The organism is Brevibacillus sp. FW301-21C12A, assembly GCF_058788915.1.
In genome coordinates this window covers 129,260-143,007 of record NZ_JBYTBG010000006.1, presented here as the reverse complement: position 1 = coordinate 143,007, position 13,748 = coordinate 129,260, and the positions used below count along the sequence as shown (strand labels likewise).

At 55.9% G+C, this 13,748-nt stretch carries 13 protein-coding genes and 1 pseudogene; 5 read left to right on the top strand and 9 right to left on the bottom strand.

Going from position 1 to position 13,748, the window contains the following annotated elements; all coding sequences use genetic code 11:
- Positions 1 to 733: pseudogene (locus AC3WQH_RS06425) on the top strand (hypothetical protein); the annotation flags it as partial.
- Positions 734 to 1,020: 287 nt separating this feature from the next.
- Complete coding sequence (locus tag AC3WQH_RS06420) at positions 1,021 to 1,407, top strand: M67 family metallopeptidase (protein WP_197187660.1); 387 nt, start codon at positions 1,021 to 1,023, stop codon at positions 1,405 to 1,407.
- A gap of 22 nt (positions 1,408 to 1,429) precedes the next feature.
- Here AC3WQH_RS06420 and AC3WQH_RS06415 read toward each other — a convergent pair whose 3' ends face one another.
- The 6 genes from AC3WQH_RS06415 to AC3WQH_RS06390 all read right to left on the bottom strand — a co-directional run bounded on the left by AC3WQH_RS06415 (position 1,430) and on the right by AC3WQH_RS06390 (position 5,935).
- Positions 1,430 to 1,603 carry a hypothetical protein gene (locus AC3WQH_RS06415; protein WP_005833785.1) on the bottom strand — a complete coding sequence of 58 codons (174 nt, stop codon included), beginning with the start codon at positions 1,601 to 1,603 and terminating at the stop codon, positions 1,430 to 1,432.
- 15 nt (positions 1,604 to 1,618) lie between these two features.
- Positions 1,619 to 1,915 (bottom strand): ferredoxin family protein, encoded by a 297-nt coding sequence (locus AC3WQH_RS06410; RefSeq protein ID WP_007780596.1) that lies wholly within the window; start codon positions 1,913 to 1,915, stop codon positions 1,619 to 1,621.
- Positions 1,915 to 3,210 carry an FAD-dependent oxidoreductase gene (locus tag AC3WQH_RS06405; RefSeq protein WP_005833789.1) on the bottom strand — a complete coding sequence of 432 codons (1,296 nt, stop codon included), beginning with the start codon at positions 3,208 to 3,210 and terminating at the stop codon, positions 1,915 to 1,917. Before AC3WQH_RS06405 ends, AC3WQH_RS06410 begins: the two co-directional genes overlap by 1 nt.
- Positions 3,203 to 4,225: an electron transfer flavoprotein subunit alpha/FixB family protein gene (locus tag AC3WQH_RS06400; protein ID WP_005833791.1), complete on the bottom strand. Its 1,023-nt coding sequence runs from the start codon at positions 4,223 to 4,225 to the stop codon at positions 3,203 to 3,205. Before AC3WQH_RS06400 ends, AC3WQH_RS06405 begins: the two co-directional genes overlap by 8 nt.
- Positions 4,222 to 5,052 (bottom strand): electron transfer flavoprotein subunit beta/FixA family protein, encoded by an 831-nt coding sequence (locus AC3WQH_RS06395; RefSeq protein WP_005833793.1) that lies wholly within the window; start codon positions 5,050 to 5,052, stop codon positions 4,222 to 4,224. Before AC3WQH_RS06395 ends, AC3WQH_RS06400 begins: the two co-directional genes overlap by 4 nt.
- A 229-nt stretch (positions 5,053 to 5,281) precedes the next feature.
- Entirely contained in the window at positions 5,282 to 5,935 is a 654-nt protein-coding gene (locus AC3WQH_RS06390; protein ID WP_005833795.1) for a M24 family metallopeptidase, read from the bottom strand.
- Here AC3WQH_RS06390 and AC3WQH_RS06385 point away from each other — a divergent pair.
- The gene (locus AC3WQH_RS06385) at positions 5,913 to 6,782 is read left to right on the top strand and encodes a LysR family transcriptional regulator (RefSeq protein WP_235694756.1); all 870 of its coding nucleotides are present in this window, start codon (positions 5,913 to 5,915) and stop codon (positions 6,780 to 6,782) included. The two genes, AC3WQH_RS06390 and AC3WQH_RS06385, sit on opposite strands and share 23 nt — an antisense overlap.
- A gap of 135 nt (positions 6,783 to 6,917) precedes the next feature.
- On the opposite strand, the gene AC3WQH_RS06380 is transcribed toward AC3WQH_RS06385, so the two are convergent.
- Positions 6,918 to 7,211: a hypothetical protein gene (locus AC3WQH_RS06380; protein ID WP_005833798.1), complete on the bottom strand. Its 294-nt coding sequence runs from the start codon at positions 7,209 to 7,211 to the stop codon at positions 6,918 to 6,920.
- A 21-nt stretch (positions 7,212 to 7,232) separates the two neighbouring features.
- On the opposite strand from AC3WQH_RS06380, the gene AC3WQH_RS06375 reads away from it, so the two are divergent.
- Positions 7,233 to 8,129, top strand: coding sequence for a CotH kinase family protein (locus AC3WQH_RS06375; RefSeq protein ID WP_483072585.1), 897 nt, complete (start codon positions 7,233 to 7,235; stop codon positions 8,127 to 8,129).
- 149 nt (positions 8,130 to 8,278) lie between these two features.
- On the opposite strand, the gene AC3WQH_RS06370 is transcribed toward AC3WQH_RS06375, so the two are convergent.
- The gene (locus AC3WQH_RS06370) at positions 8,279 to 10,543 is read right to left on the bottom strand and encodes an immune inhibitor A domain-containing protein (protein WP_026557773.1); all 2,265 of its coding nucleotides are present in this window, start codon (positions 10,541 to 10,543) and stop codon (positions 8,279 to 8,281) included.
- A 418-nt stretch (positions 10,544 to 10,961) separates the two neighbouring features.
- Positions 10,962 to 12,287, bottom strand: coding sequence for an ATP-binding protein (locus AC3WQH_RS06365; protein WP_197187663.1), 1,326 nt, complete (start codon positions 12,285 to 12,287; stop codon positions 10,962 to 10,964).
- 200 nt (positions 12,288 to 12,487) lie between these two features.
- On the opposite strand from AC3WQH_RS06365, the gene AC3WQH_RS06360 reads away from it, so the two are divergent.
- The gene (locus AC3WQH_RS06360; RefSeq protein ID WP_327990678.1) at positions 12,488 to 13,675 is read left to right on the top strand and encodes a M20 metallopeptidase family protein; all 1,188 of its coding nucleotides are present in this window, start codon (positions 12,488 to 12,490) and stop codon (positions 13,673 to 13,675) included.
- The last annotated feature ends 73 nt before the right edge of the window (positions 13,676 to 13,748 follow it).

The following is a 13,748-nucleotide window of genomic DNA, read 5'->3' as shown; positions in this document are numbered from 1 at the left end:
TGACACGACCTCGCAGTTGCACAGCACCTCTGCCCAGCTCGACGTAACGAGCAAGCAGTTGGAAGACGCGACCTCGCAATGGCAAAGCACCTCTTCGCAGCTCGATGCTACGACCCGCCAACTGGAAACGGCAACCAAGCAACTCGAAGTCGCTGCCCAACAACTCGAAGCCGCGCGCGATCACGAGACGCAGCTTTTGGCGAAGCAGCAACAGCTCGAAGCGAGTATCACGCACTGGGAACAGCAGGAGGCGTCGTGGAAACAGACGCTTGAGCAAAAAGACGCCGAGTTGCAAGCGGCGGCCAAAAGCTACGCGGAATTGAGCAGCAAGCACGACCAGACGCTGCGACAACTGCGCACCGCCGAAGAAAAGCTGACCCAGCAGCAGAAAGAGGAAAGCAGTTGGAACAAGCGGCTCGAAGACACCATCCAGTCGTTTAAACAGCAGCTCAAAGAAAAAGAAAAGCAGCTTGAGCAAATTACTATTCAGGAGCTTGTCTTGAAAAAGACAGTCGCCGGGCTGAAACAGCTAGTCAAGGAGCACCAGGAGAAAGAGGAGAAATACAGACAAGCTATAAAAGACTTCAGCCAAAAGGAAGCGCGGGCGAACAAGGCGCTGAGCCAAATGCCGAGCACCAGCCATTCGACGGCAAACGTCTCGTCTTCCACTCCCCTGTCGTTCCAGATGCCGCCGCACACCCAGCAAGGGAACACATTCAACCCGTTCAAGTGACCTGCCCCAATGTGCCATAGCCGTTACCACTCGGCGCCTTGCTGAATAAAACATAGTACAGTACAGAAAGAGAGGGATATCCATGACACCAGATCAACTTCGCGCACTTTACAATCAGCGTCAGCAACGCCCCGTTCGCCAAGGCATGCGTCCTTTGGGAATGCCGCCATCGCCACTGCCAAATTCCGGGCCTGTGCACAACGTCAAACCCATTGTCCAAACCAAAACAACCGGGGGATGCTGCGGCAGGCGTTGGCAAGGCTAATGCAGTAAAAACACCCTTTTCCATGACCCGTTCTGTGTGGGAAGAAATGATCCGGCATTGCCAGGAAGAAAAACCGTATGAGGCATGCGGCTTGCTTTCGGGAAGAGGCGGCAGCGCCGAAACCATCTGGCGGATGGAAAACATTTTGAAGCGACCCGACGCTTTTGCCATGAACACGCGGCAAATCCAGAAGGTGCTGCAAAAAATCGCATTCCGGGGGGAAAATCTGGTCGGAATCTACCATTCCCATCCAACTGCTCCACCCGTGCCGTCCACGGAAGACATCGCCCACGCCAACTATCCGGAAGCGGCCTATCTCATCGTCTCCCTTGCTTCGCCAAAGCCTGCACTCGGTTGTTATCGCATTTGGGGGGCGAGGGCCTTTTCATGCCCTCTCCAGCTTGAATAAAAAAACAGACAGAACGGCGGGGTCATCGCTCCCGCCGTTCTGTCTGTTCTATTGTCGTGACGATCAGCCATTCCCGCTGTTCCCAACTGACAAAATCATCTTCCCACAACACCTGACACCGTTCCTGGTCGATGTTGATGACGACACCTCTGGCACCATCTTTCACAAATACGACCCCATCGCCTACTTGTATCACCGGTATCGCCGCCCATTATCCGAGTCTGAAAATAATCCCGTGGCCGCCCTTTGGATACTCCCACTTGATGTTCTCGTACGGACAGCCGATGCGGCAGCTTCCGCATTCGTGGCACCCCTCGTATCCCACGTGCATCCGCACTTCTTCCCATTTGTACACCTCCGCCGGACAGAAGATCGTACAGAGCTTATCCGGGCATTGCGTCGCGCACACATCCGCGCTCAACACGTGCAGATGCGACTGCGTGTCGGCCTTGAAGCGAACCAGATACTGCTTTTCCTCGATCGATTGCCCTTTGGGTATTTGCGTCATCACTTCATCACCCTCCATGCATTCATCAGATCGCGCGCCATTTTCCACTTGTCCTTGGCGCTGCCCAGGTCGCTCCATATTTTTTTCTGCTTGCTCCACTTCGAGCTGCCATCGACCGTGAACATCTGGCTGGCCGCCCGGTTCATCATCGGGATGTACCGTTCGAAGTAGTGCGGGGACTTTTCAAAGTGATGCGTAGCGTCCTTGTACTTTTTCAAATCCTGGCCGACAAAGCTGTTCAACAGACTGGTCCGGTACGACCCGAGCATTTTTTCCGAATAATCCCCGGCTTCTCTGGCTGTCAAAATCGTTTCCGCCGCCATCACCCCGGAAGCCATCGCCATGTTGGAGCCTTCGCGATGAATGGCATTGACAAGCTGAGCGGCGTCGCCCACGACGATCACGCCGTTGCCGACGACTTTGGGCATGGAGCGATAGCCGCCTTCCGGGATGAGATGAGCCAGGTACTCCTGCTGCTCGCAGCCTTGCAGATACGGGCGAATCATCGGGTGGTTCTTGACGTAATCCAATAGCTCATACGGCTTGATCTTGTGCTTTATCAGCCCGGACAGCATCGTACCCACGCCGATATTCAGGCTGTCTTTGTTCGTGTACAGCCAGGCTGTGCCCAATATCCCTTTGGTCGAGTCTCCGAAAATCTCGATTGTGCAGCCATGGTCGCCTTCCAGATTGAAGCGGTCCTCGATAATTTTGCGATCCAGCTTGAGCACTTCCATGACGGCCAGCGCAACCTCGTCCGGCCGAAATTCCTTGTGAAAGCCGAGCGATTTGGCCAAAAGCGAATTGACCCCGTCTGCGAGGACGACCACATCGGCATAGACGTCGCCATCGGGGCGGTCCGTCTTGATCCCGACTACTTTGCCGTCCTCGACGATACAAGATAGGGCCACCGTCTCGTTGAGCAAAAGCGCTCCTTGCTGCACCGCTTTTTCCGCAAACCACTGGTCGAATTTGGCCCGCAGCACCGTGAAGTTGTTGTAAGGCTCCTGCGCCCACTCCAGACCTTTGTAGCTGAAGTTGAGGGCGGATTCCTTATCCAGCATCATGAAGCGCTGTTCGACGATGGGCCGTTCGACTGGCGCTTCCTTGTAAAATCCGGGGATGATGTCCTCCATCGTCTTGCGGTACAGCACCCCGCCCATCACGTTTTTCGACCCCGGGTATTCGCCGCGCTCCATCAACAGCACATTGACGCCAGCCTTCGCCAATGTGTAGGCGCAAGCGGTTCCGGCCGGACCTGCACCGACTACAATCACGTCAAACTTCTCAGCCATACGTAACCTCCCTGTCCGGCTCCTTTTGGAACGCTTTCATCAACAACGGCACGATTTCAAACGCATCGCCCACAATCCCGTAGTGGCAAGCCTGGAAAATCAGCGCGTTCGGATCTTTGTTGATCGCAATAATCAGTCCGGAGTTGCGCATGCCGACCAGGTGCTGGATCGCGCCGGAAATCCCGATCGCAAAATAAATTTTCGGCGTCACCGTCACGCCTGTCTGTCCGACCTGATGGGCATGATCGATCCATCCCGCCTCCACGGCATCCCTACTCGCCCCGACCGTCGCCCCGATTGCTTCCGCGAAACGGTGGATGAGGGCAAAGCCTTCCTTGCTCCCCAGTCCTTTTCCTCCCGCCACGATGACGTCCGCTTCATCCAGTCTGACCTTTTCCTTCGTTTCCCGCACGATTTTCAATACTTTGGTGCGAATGTCCTCTTCCGCAAGCTGGATGCTCTCGCGGATCACCTCGCCTGTTCGGGTGGGATCAGGCTCGAGCGCCTTCATGACTTTCGGACGAACCGTCGCCATTTGCGGGCGGTGCTTTTTGCACAAAATCGTCGCCATGATGTTTCCGCCAAACGCCGGGCGGCTGGCTTCGAGCAGCCCTGTCTCCGCATTGACGTCAAGCATCGTCGTGTCGGCCGTCAGCCCTGTCTCCAGATCGGTAGCGACGGCGCTCGCCAAATCTTTGCCCGTCGAAGTCGCTCCGTACAAAATGATTTCCGGCTTGTGCTTCTGCACGCACTCGATGACCGCGCGCATGTACGACTCTGTGCGGTAGTCGGCAAAAATGCGGTCGTCGTAGACGTACACCTGATCTGCCCCGTACGGAAAAGCGGTTGGCGCCAGCTCCGTCACGCCCTCTCCGATCAACAGACCAGCGAGCGGCACGCCCCGTTTGTCCGCCATTTGCCGGCCTGCCCCAAGCAATTCGAGCGACACGGGTGCAATCCGCCCTTCCCGCGCCTCCAGATACACCCAGATGCCCCGATAATCGTCCAGATTCATGCCTGCCCCTCCTTCACACGAAACAACGTCTGTTTTCCCCGAAGGACTTCCATCAAGCGCTCAACCTGCTCCTGCGGGGTGCCCTCCAGCATTTCCCCTCCCTTTGGCTTTTCCGGCGGCCATACCTTCGCCACGATCGTCGGCGAGCCTTTCAGGCCGAGCAGGCTCCGGTCGATATCTCCGAGGTCGTTCACCGACCAGACAACCGGATTGTACCGGGCTGCGCGCAGCATGTTCGGCAGCGGCGAGTACGGCACCTCGTTGATCTCCTTTTCGACGGAAAACAGGCAGGGCAAGGAAGACTGGACGACCTCATAGCCGTCTTCCAGCTTGCGGTGAACGATGGCGAAGCCTTGCTCCTTGTTGACCTCGACCACTTTTTTTACGTTGGTGAGCGGAGGAATGTCGAGTCTTCTCGCCACTCCCGGACCGACCTGACCCGTGTCGCCGTCAATCGTCATTTTCCCGCAGATGACCAGGTCAACGGGCTGTGTCTCCGCGATTTTCTCGATCGCCTTGGTGATCGCATAGCTCGTCGCCAGCGTATCCGCCCCGGCAAACGCGCGGTCCGTCACCAGGTAGCCAGCGTCTGCACCGATCTCGACGCATTTGCGGATCGCTTTTACCGCTGGCGGTGGTCCCATCGTCACCACGGAAACTACGCCTCCATAACGCTCTTTCAAACGGACTGCTTCCTCTACCGCGTGTGCGTCATACGGGTTGAGAATCGCAGGTGCGCTGGCACGGTCCATCGTGTTTGTCTTCGGATTCATCTTGATGATCTTCGTGTCCGGCACCTGCTTGATACAAGCTACGATGTGCAGCATGAACAATCCCCCCTTGCTGCCGGGCGCGGGCTCGTTTTTTCCAGTCAAAGGTTGTCTTTCTTTCGCGCAATACATAGCGGGCAGCTTGTCGTTCGTTGTTACTAACCTATTGCAAGGCAGGCAGGCTTAGACCTGAAACGAACGGACTGCCGGCTCGTTCCATGAAAAAAACAGGCGAGTGAGCCGAAGCTCCCTGGCCTGTTTTGGCGGCAATACGTTTGCGGCGCGATCACGCCCGGCGGATCATGCTGACCAAATCCCGGGGGACATGGGTAATCGGCTCGCAACCGTCCCGTGTCACGATGACGGTGTCCGAATGGCGAAAGCCGCCAAGTTCCGGCACGTAGAAGCCTGGTTCAACCGTAAACACCATGCCTTCCTGCAGCAGCGCCTCTTCATCGAAGCGGAAAAAGGGCGGCTCGTGAATGTCCAGCCCGATGCTGTGCCCAGTGCGGTGAATCGCGTACTCGCCGTAGCCCGCCGCCTGAATGACAGCGCGAGCAGCCCGGTCCACCTCGCGCATCGGCACGCCCGCCTTGATCGTCTCAAGCGCGGCCTGCTGTGCGCGAAGCATGACGGCAAACGCTTCTTTTTGCCGCTCTGTCGCTTCTTCCACGAAGCAGGTGCGTTCGCATTCCGCTATGTAGCCATGCACGACAGCGTGATGCGTATGAATGAGAACGTCCCCTCGCTCCAGCTTGCGCGTCGTCGAAAAGACGTGGGGCATAATGGAGCGCGCCACTCCCGATGGCGTAATGGATTGCGTATGCACAACCGCATTCGGATAGCGCTTGGCGGCTTCCCGCAAAACAGCCGTGCGCCCCGCATCGTCGACTTCCAGCTCGCTTGCCCCCGGGCGAATGGCCGACAGAGACGCCTGCACAGCGAGACTGACCAGCTCCCCGGCAGCGCGCTTGCATATCGCCCAGCCCCCGTTGAGCAGGCAAATTCGGCAGTTGGAGGAAGAGGTCGGCGTTCAGCTCTTTTTCCGAACGAATCGGCACGTCGAACTGACGAGCGCAGGCAAAGCCTTTCTCGAAAAAGCGTACCAACTGCTCGATCTGGTCGAGGAAGCCTGCGACACGGCGCGAATGGCAGCAAGGGCCGAGCACGGCAAGCTGCTCATCGGCTTTACGGGAACGGCGCACCATCTGTTGCCGATTGTGACGGCTTACCGTGAGACGTATCCGAACGTAAGCCTGAACCTGCAACTGCTGGGCACGACTGCACAAGTCCAGGCCCTGCACGACAAGCGAATCGACGTCGGCTTCCTTACGCCGCCAGTCAACAGCGACCAACTGATTGTGAAGCCGTATTTTTCCCCGGAGATCGGGGCGATTTTGCCTGAGCAGCATCCGCTTGCGCAATCCGGCGAGCCGATTCGTATCACGGATTTGGCGGACGAGTCGTTCGTCATCACCCCTCGCCAGATCGGCCCCGGCTTTTACGACACGGTGACGAAGGTTTGCCACCAGGCAGGCTTTTCGCCGAAAATTACCGTCGAAACCCACGACATGCAGACGGTTATCGAGCTGGTTTCCTCGGGAATGGGGGTATCGCTTGGCCCTCGGCTTCCTTTGGCGGGCAAGTCCGTCGCCTTCCGGGCGCTCTCCGACGTGAGCATTCGCCTGGAGGCTGGCGTCGCCTACCGGATGGATGAGAAGTCCGAACTCGTCCATTCGTTTTTGGAGCTGTTTTTCCGCTTGTTCCCGCACGAAACGCAGTCATGAAGCATCGGCTCGGCCAGGCGCTGGTGCGCCGTCTGCTGACTGGCAGCGGCAGGCTCTCGCTGAAAACAAGAAACCCACCTTGGATTACCGGGTGGGTTTGCTTGTTTTTATGGCTGCCGCTCGTTGTGCAGCGAGTCAGGCAGTTGTCAATTGTTCAAAGATGATCGAGGCGGCGACTACTCCGATGCCCGATACGGACGCGTTCAGATTGGTGTCTCCGCTCAAATTTTGCAGCGTGATAACGTCATTTTCGAACAGGGTGACAGCGGCGTGCCCTGTGAGCACCCCTTGAGAGTTTTCGCCGTAGCTGGTTCCGGCCAGAAGCACGCCATTTGCAAACAGCGCAAACGGCCTTCCCACTTCTTGAACGTTCAGCTCATAAGTGATCTGGTACACCCCTGCTGCAAATTTCCCAAAAGGTCCTTTCAAATTACGCTCGTGCCTCCCCAGTTGTTCCAAGGCGCGCGCGAGTTCCACCTCAACGCCGAATACGTCGACCCGTCCTACATTCGCAACAAGCTTTCGTTCGATTTCTTTACCAAAATCGGTTCGTACGCGCCGCGGGCCGAGCACGTCCTGCTCTATCTCAATGGCGAATGCATCGGAATCTATCTCAAACTCGAAGCAGTAGATGATATTTTCCTAGCGGACCGCGGCCTGCCCGCTGGTCCCATCTACTACGCGGTGAACGCCAATGCGAATTTCTCCCTGCTCCGCCACAAGACCACCGAGGCAAAAGCAGCGCTGGAAGCCGGGTATCAGCGGAAGCTGCGCACGGAAGCAGACGACGGTTATTTGCGCGAGCTCATTTTCCGCATTAACGCCACACCGCAAGCCTTGTTTGCTCACATCATCAAAAAGTGGCTCGACATCCCGCAATATTTGCGCTGGCTAGCCGGAGCAGTCTGCACGCAAAATCTCGACGGCTTCGTCCACAGCTACGCGTTGTACAGACACGCGGAAAACAAACGGTTTTTCTTCATCCCCTGGGACTACGACGCGACATGGGGACGCAATGTGAACGGACGTGTGCTCGCTCCGGAAAATTTGCGCGTCCAAGGCTTCAACACGCTGACGGCGCGCCTTTTGGATGTCCCGGCGTTTCGCACGCAGTATGTCCGGCTGCTCCAGGACATCCTCGACACGACCTTTACCGTCGAACATTTGCGGCCGCATATTCTCGCCCTGCACGACGCCTTGCGCCCCTACGTCTCCATGGACCCATACAAACAAGACGTCCTCGCCACCTTCGCCACTGAGCCTGCGTTTATTTGCGCCTTCATCGAGGAGCGCAACCAGTTTTTGCGCCAAAGCCTGAAAACCTTTCAGCATCCGCGCTCCGGCTGAGCGAAAACACAGCAGGCGCGCATCCACGCTTCCCAGACACACAACAATCCTGCCCCTTTTGCCCCCATCCGGCAGGACACGCTGCTTCCTATTCCCACAAAAAAGACGCCTGGCATCAGCCGAGCGCTGACAGGCGTCTTTCTCTTTGCTTATTTTTTCAAGGACAGTTCAACCGATGCGTCCGTGAACTTTTTCGTTACCCGCTTCAATTTGATTTGCAGCCCGATTTCCGGAAGGATTTTTCCGACCTCCGGCACTTCCGGCATCGTGTAATCGTCGCTGTCGTCAAATGTAGTGACACCTTTGAGCGGCGCGTAATTCATCGTACCGAAAATGTAGTCGAGGTTCATGCCAGACGTTTTGTTCGGGCTGAATGCCGCGTCGTTCACCTGGTAGCGGGAATCTGCAATCGCGTCTTCGTTTCCTTCGTCGTTGTTCCAGTAGCGCACTTCCTGATGCGCATCGACTACGCCGAGCATGCCGTAGCCTGGATGCTGGCTTGTGTTGTTGTCTTGCGTTTTGCCATAGCGGCCGTCGTAGTACCAGATCACCATGCCTGGGTCGTAAGAGAAGAACGTGTCGTTGCGGCGGAAATACTTCAGTCCGGCGTCCACGCCTTCATGGGAGCGCAGCTCGATCAGGTAGTACGTGTCGTACATTTTTCCTTTGCCATCGAAGTGGATGAAGCCATCCAGTTCGAACTTCTGGTCGCCCTCGGCATCGTCGGCGAAAATGACTTCGCCATCCGCTTCCACTTCAAAGTTGTCGAGGTAGAAGCCAGGCATCGCCAAGCCGCCATCCGTCACGTAGTTGAACTCCACGCGAATTTTCTTGCCAGCAAAATCGTTCAGGCTGATTTTTTCCTGATCCCAGCCTTTGGTGACATCGTCGAACTGCTCGACGGTTTTGCTATCCCCTGTCTCTTCATCAATCACGTTGACGTACAGGTAGTCGTAGTCGGTTTCAATCGCTCTCCACGAGTCAAAGCTCATGGACGCCGAGCTGGCCCCGGTCAGGTCGATTACGTCCGACACCATTTTCGTATTCAGGTTGTCGCCTTCATCGGAGAAGTAGGCGTAATCCCCGTCTTTCGGCTGAGTCGGCGGTTCTTTTTCAGCCTGCGGCATGTTGAGCTTGATAACTTTTCCGCCCATCTCCTGGCTGGAAGCGTCGATCAGGCTGAACGTCTTCTTTTTCTTTTCCAAATCTTTATAATCGACGACGCGCGGAGAAATCCATTTTCCGCCGTACATTTCTTGCAGCATCATCTTGGACCATGGATCCAGTCCGGTTGGTTGCGTTTGGAAAACTTTACCCGTGTGGCTACCGGAAGACATCAAGGACCACGCACCTACTGGCGAGTCGTGCCCTTGCCTGGACGTGTCATACAAGTCCGGCAATCCGAGGTTGTGTCCGTATTCGTGCGCGAAAACGCCAGGTGCGCCGTCTTCCGGCTGAATCATATAGTCGAAAGCTTTCAGGCTGGTGCCCGGGATTTCCACCGGCTTTTTCAACGTCCAACGGTGCGACCAGATCGCGTCTGCGTCCTCGCCCGTCTCTTCGCCGATGCCCGCATGTACGAGCATCAGGTTGTCCAGCATGCCGTCCGGCTCCATCAGATCGCCATCGCCATCCAGGTCGTACGGGTCGCGCTGGTCGTAGTCTTCCTCTTTGCCCGCAATCGCTTCGCCTACGGCCCCCAGCGTTTCTTCGACCAGATCGCGCGGCGCTGCGTCGTTGCCGCTGGAATTGTTTCCGCCGTAATGCTTGTAGCTCTTTTCAGCCACTTGCCAAGGAGTGACTACTCCATCTACCGTCCAGCTTCTGCCGGATTGCAAATAGTAATACTCCGCCATCGTCGTCATGCTGGTGCCTTCTGGCGTCGTATAGCCTTTTTGATTGAAAAGCATGTCGCGGTAGTGCTTTTCGTTGAAATCCTTTGTCCAGAGCGTGTCGTTCACTTTCGGCAACTGGTTGTGCTCCCGATCGGGAAATTCAACGAGCGCGATCACGATGTTATCGGTATGTACTCGTTTGGAGGCGCGCAGTTCGCTTTCATCCTGATCCTCGACCTCTGCCACCCGCTTTGCCGCCTCCGACAAAGCTGCCTGCTGGGACTTCTCCGCTTTTTTCCCGAAGGACGAGGAGTTGTCGATGCCATGCGGCACTTTTTTGTCCTTGAGATAATCGAACAAAGCTTCATTGATTTCTTCCTGATCGGCGTCCTCATCAATAATGCCTTGCTCAATCAGCCCTTTTACCAATCGGTCAATATTGACTGTGGACAAGTCCACCTCCAAGGTATGCTTGTCCTCCTTCGACTTGGCCAGTCCCGCAGCAGGTGCAGCCGCAAATGCGCTCAGCACAAGCGATGACGAAAATAAAATAGATAATAGCTTCTTGCCTTTCTTCACTGCCGTTCACCCTCTTTTTCTATCTACTTGGTTTGGCCGGACTATGATTTTACCCCCCCACAGTTCCGACTATTCACAATTATTACACGTTTTTAGATCATAGCCAAAAATTTTCTTTCGACAGAAAATCGTTCCTGCGCAAAACCATTTTTTCGCCTAAGCAATCTGACCCAGAATGACAAACTCCACGCTTTTTCCATGTTTTATGCGAATCCTTGTCTGATAGCGGGGGAAGAAAAATTTCTCACAAGGCGTCTACGGCCAAAAGTCCTATGAAAATATTGTAGAATTTTGTCGATTTATAGCGGAAAATACTTCCTGGCTGAACCCCTTCCACTGTGTCTCGTTCATGTCGCCTACAAGAAAAAGCCGTCGCTAATGGACGGCTTTTCTTCTTCGCCAAAAGGCGAGACGTCATTTATTTTGCAGGCAAAATCACCGTGAACCGCGTCATTCCATGCTCCGAGACGATCTCGATGCTCCCGTTATGTTTGCTGACCACCGCCTGGACGATCGGCAATCCCGCTCCCCGCGCGTTTGAGCGCGTTGCCGGCTTGGTCGTATAGCCTACCGTGAAAATGTGCGCACGCTGCTCGGGCGAAATCTCCGCGCCCGTGTTCTCCACCTCGAAGACGTACTGCTTGTCCTCCCGGCGGCAGGCGATCCGAATCCGCTTTTCCCCATCCGCCATCTCTGCGGCATCTATCGCGTTGTCGATCAGATTGGACATAATTTTCACCAGGTCAATAGACGGAATGCCCTCAAACGGATCCGGGCACTCGGCGAACTGCATGACGATCTGCTTCGATTTGGCCTGCTCCCATTTTGTATGGAACAAAACCATCAACGCCGGATTGGCGATCCGCACCGTCAGATCGAGCAACTTCGTCTCCTTCAACAGCGACTGGATGTAATCGCGCGCCTTGTCGAAATAGCCGCATTCAATCAGTCCGTACAACACTTGCATATGGTTGACGAAATCATGTCGAATCGAGCGTATGGAGCTGATGACAGAGCGCAGCTCGTCCTGGTAATGCTCCTCCGTCTCTCCCACCGCCACGCGAATTTCCCGCTGGTACCAACGCGAAAGGCCCAGAATCAAAACGATCAGCACGACCACAAACAGTCCGTGAAACACGAAGACGGGCACGCTGTTGCGCACGACGTCCTTGCCTATGCCCTCGACCATCGCCATGTCGGTATCGACGCCGACGATGCCTGCGAGCCGGCCGTCCTTGCCCAGAAGCGGTGCCCCTGCCGACATGTAGACGCCGTAGTGGGGATCGCGAATGATGTCCGAATAATACGTCTCCCCCGCGCGAATTTTGGCAATCTGCTCCGCATTCACATAACAGGGGTCGCCAATCTGAAACTGGATGCCGGAATCGGGCGGATGGGCGGCGACCATGACTTTGCCGCCGCTTCCATCCGGATTGATTTGCAGCAAGTACAAGTACAGGACCCCGAACTGCTCCCGCACCTGGCTGAGCTGGGAGGTGAGCCGCTCGTACGCCGGATTTTCCTTTACGGGATGCTGCAAAAATTGCTCGTAGGACGCGACGTCGATTCGGCTGGCCGCCGCCGCAGCCGTCTTCATGCTCTGGTTGGCGATCGAGAGGCGAACGGATTGCATCGTATTGTAATAAGAGCCTGCTATGCTCAAACAGGTCATCGTCAAAAACAGGGCGCCGGACATCAGCACGCAAATCCAGACCCTGCGGTTTTTGGTGAAGGCAGTAACCATATTCTCCTCTGTCAATCTCTCTATGACGTGTCTTTCCTCTCTTCATTCTAGTCCATTTCTTTCGAGGCTGTCCACCTGCATCCCCCGTCACACCAGGCATACTCTGGTACAGCATAGATTGCAATATATTTCTCAATATTTTTATAATTAAGAGACTGCGAATTACCAATCTCTTTCTACGGGAAAAAGGAGTGGGTCCAATGCAAGACAAATTGTTTGCCCGTTTACAGGAAATTTACCCCGAGCTTGTGTCATTCAGACGCGATCTGCATATGTACCCCGAGCTTTCCTTCAAAGAGGAGAATACGGCCAAAAAGGTAGCGGACAAGCTGGCTTCCTTTGGCATTGAAGTCAAAACAGGTGTCGGCGGCATGGGCGTCGTCGGCTATCTCAAGGGCGGCAAACCGGGAAAAACAGTCGCCCTGCGCGCCGACTTTGACGCCCTGCCGATTCAGGATGAAAAAGACGTCGAGTACAAATCGCGCATTCCAGGCGTGATGCACGCGTGTGGGCACGACATTCATACAGCAGGGCTTTTGGGTGTCGCGCAAGTGTTGAGCGAATATCGTGACGAAATTCCAGGAACGGTCGTGTTCCTGCATCAATTTGCCGAAGAGCTGCCGCCGGGCGGCGCCAAGGCCATGGTCGAAGCAGGCTGCCTGGAAGGCGTCGACGTAGTGTTCGGCGCGCACGTAGCCTCTGACCTGCCAGTCGGCAAGGTCGGGATTGCGACGGGCTATGTAACGGCGGCTGCGGACAGCTTCGAAATCATTTTGTACGGAAAAGGCGGCCACGGCGCTTCCCCGCACAACTCGATCGACCCGATCGTGCTCGGCAGCCAGATCGTGATGAACTTGCAACAAATAGCAAGCCGTCAGATTGATCCGCTCAAGCAGGTCGTTCTGTCCGTCTGCTCGTTCCTCGGAGGCGGCGAAGCCTACAACGTCATCCCCGACCAAGTGCGCCTCAAAGGAACCGTGCGCACGTATGACGAGGAAGTGCGCGTCGCAGTCGAGCATTCCATGCGCCGCATCGTAGAGGCGAGCTGCCAGGCTGTCGGCGCGACGTGCGAAATCACGTACGAGCGCGGCTACCCTGCCACCTGGAACGACGAAGTGGAAACGACGCATGTCGAGGCAGAAGCCAAGCGTCTCTTCGGCGACGAGAACGTCATCAAGATGCCGCCGATCATGGGCGGAGAAGACTTTGCCTACTTCGCGCAGGAGCGGCCAGCCACTTTCTTCATGACAGGCGGCCGCAACCCGGAGATCAAGGCGACCTATCCGCACCACCACCCGAAATTCGATGTGGATGAGCGCTCCATGCTCCAGACCGGACAGTTGTTCATCGGAGCCTTGCTCGCCTACCAGGCGCGTCCGCAAGGCTAAGGCAGGGCAAACCATTCAGGCTCGTTTTGCCGATCCCAAACGCTCAAAAGCTGCCTGGCACGAATTGCGCCGG

Coding starts and splice junctions, on each gene's coding strand:
- AC3WQH_RS06400 (WP_005833791.1), bottom strand. CDS start 4,225: ATGAATCTGGACGATTATCGGGGCATCTGGGTGTATCTGGAGGCGCGG.
- AC3WQH_RS06410 (WP_007780596.1), bottom strand. CDS start 1,915: ATGACGCAAATACCCAAAGGGCAATCGATCGAGGAAAAGCAGTATCTG.
- AC3WQH_RS06360 (WP_327990678.1), top strand. CDS start 12,488: ATGCAAGACAAATTGTTTGCCCGTTTACAGGAAATTTACCCCGAGCTT.
- AC3WQH_RS06420 (WP_197187660.1), top strand. CDS start 1,021: ATGACCCGTTCTGTGTGGGAAGAAATGATCCGGCATTGCCAGGAAGAA.
- AC3WQH_RS06365 (WP_197187663.1), bottom strand. CDS start 12,287: ATGGTTACTGCCTTCACCAAAAACCGCAGGGTCTGGATTTGCGTGCTG.
- AC3WQH_RS06405 (WP_005833789.1), bottom strand. CDS start 3,210: ATGGCTGAGAAGTTTGACGTGATTGTAGTCGGTGCAGGTCCGGCCGGA.
- AC3WQH_RS06395 (WP_005833793.1), bottom strand. CDS start 5,052: ATGCTGCACATCGTAGCTTGTATCAAGCAGGTGCCGGACACGAAGATC.
- AC3WQH_RS06385 (WP_235694756.1), top strand. CDS start 5,913: ATGGCCGACAGAGACGCCTGCACAGCGAGACTGACCAGCTCCCCGGCA.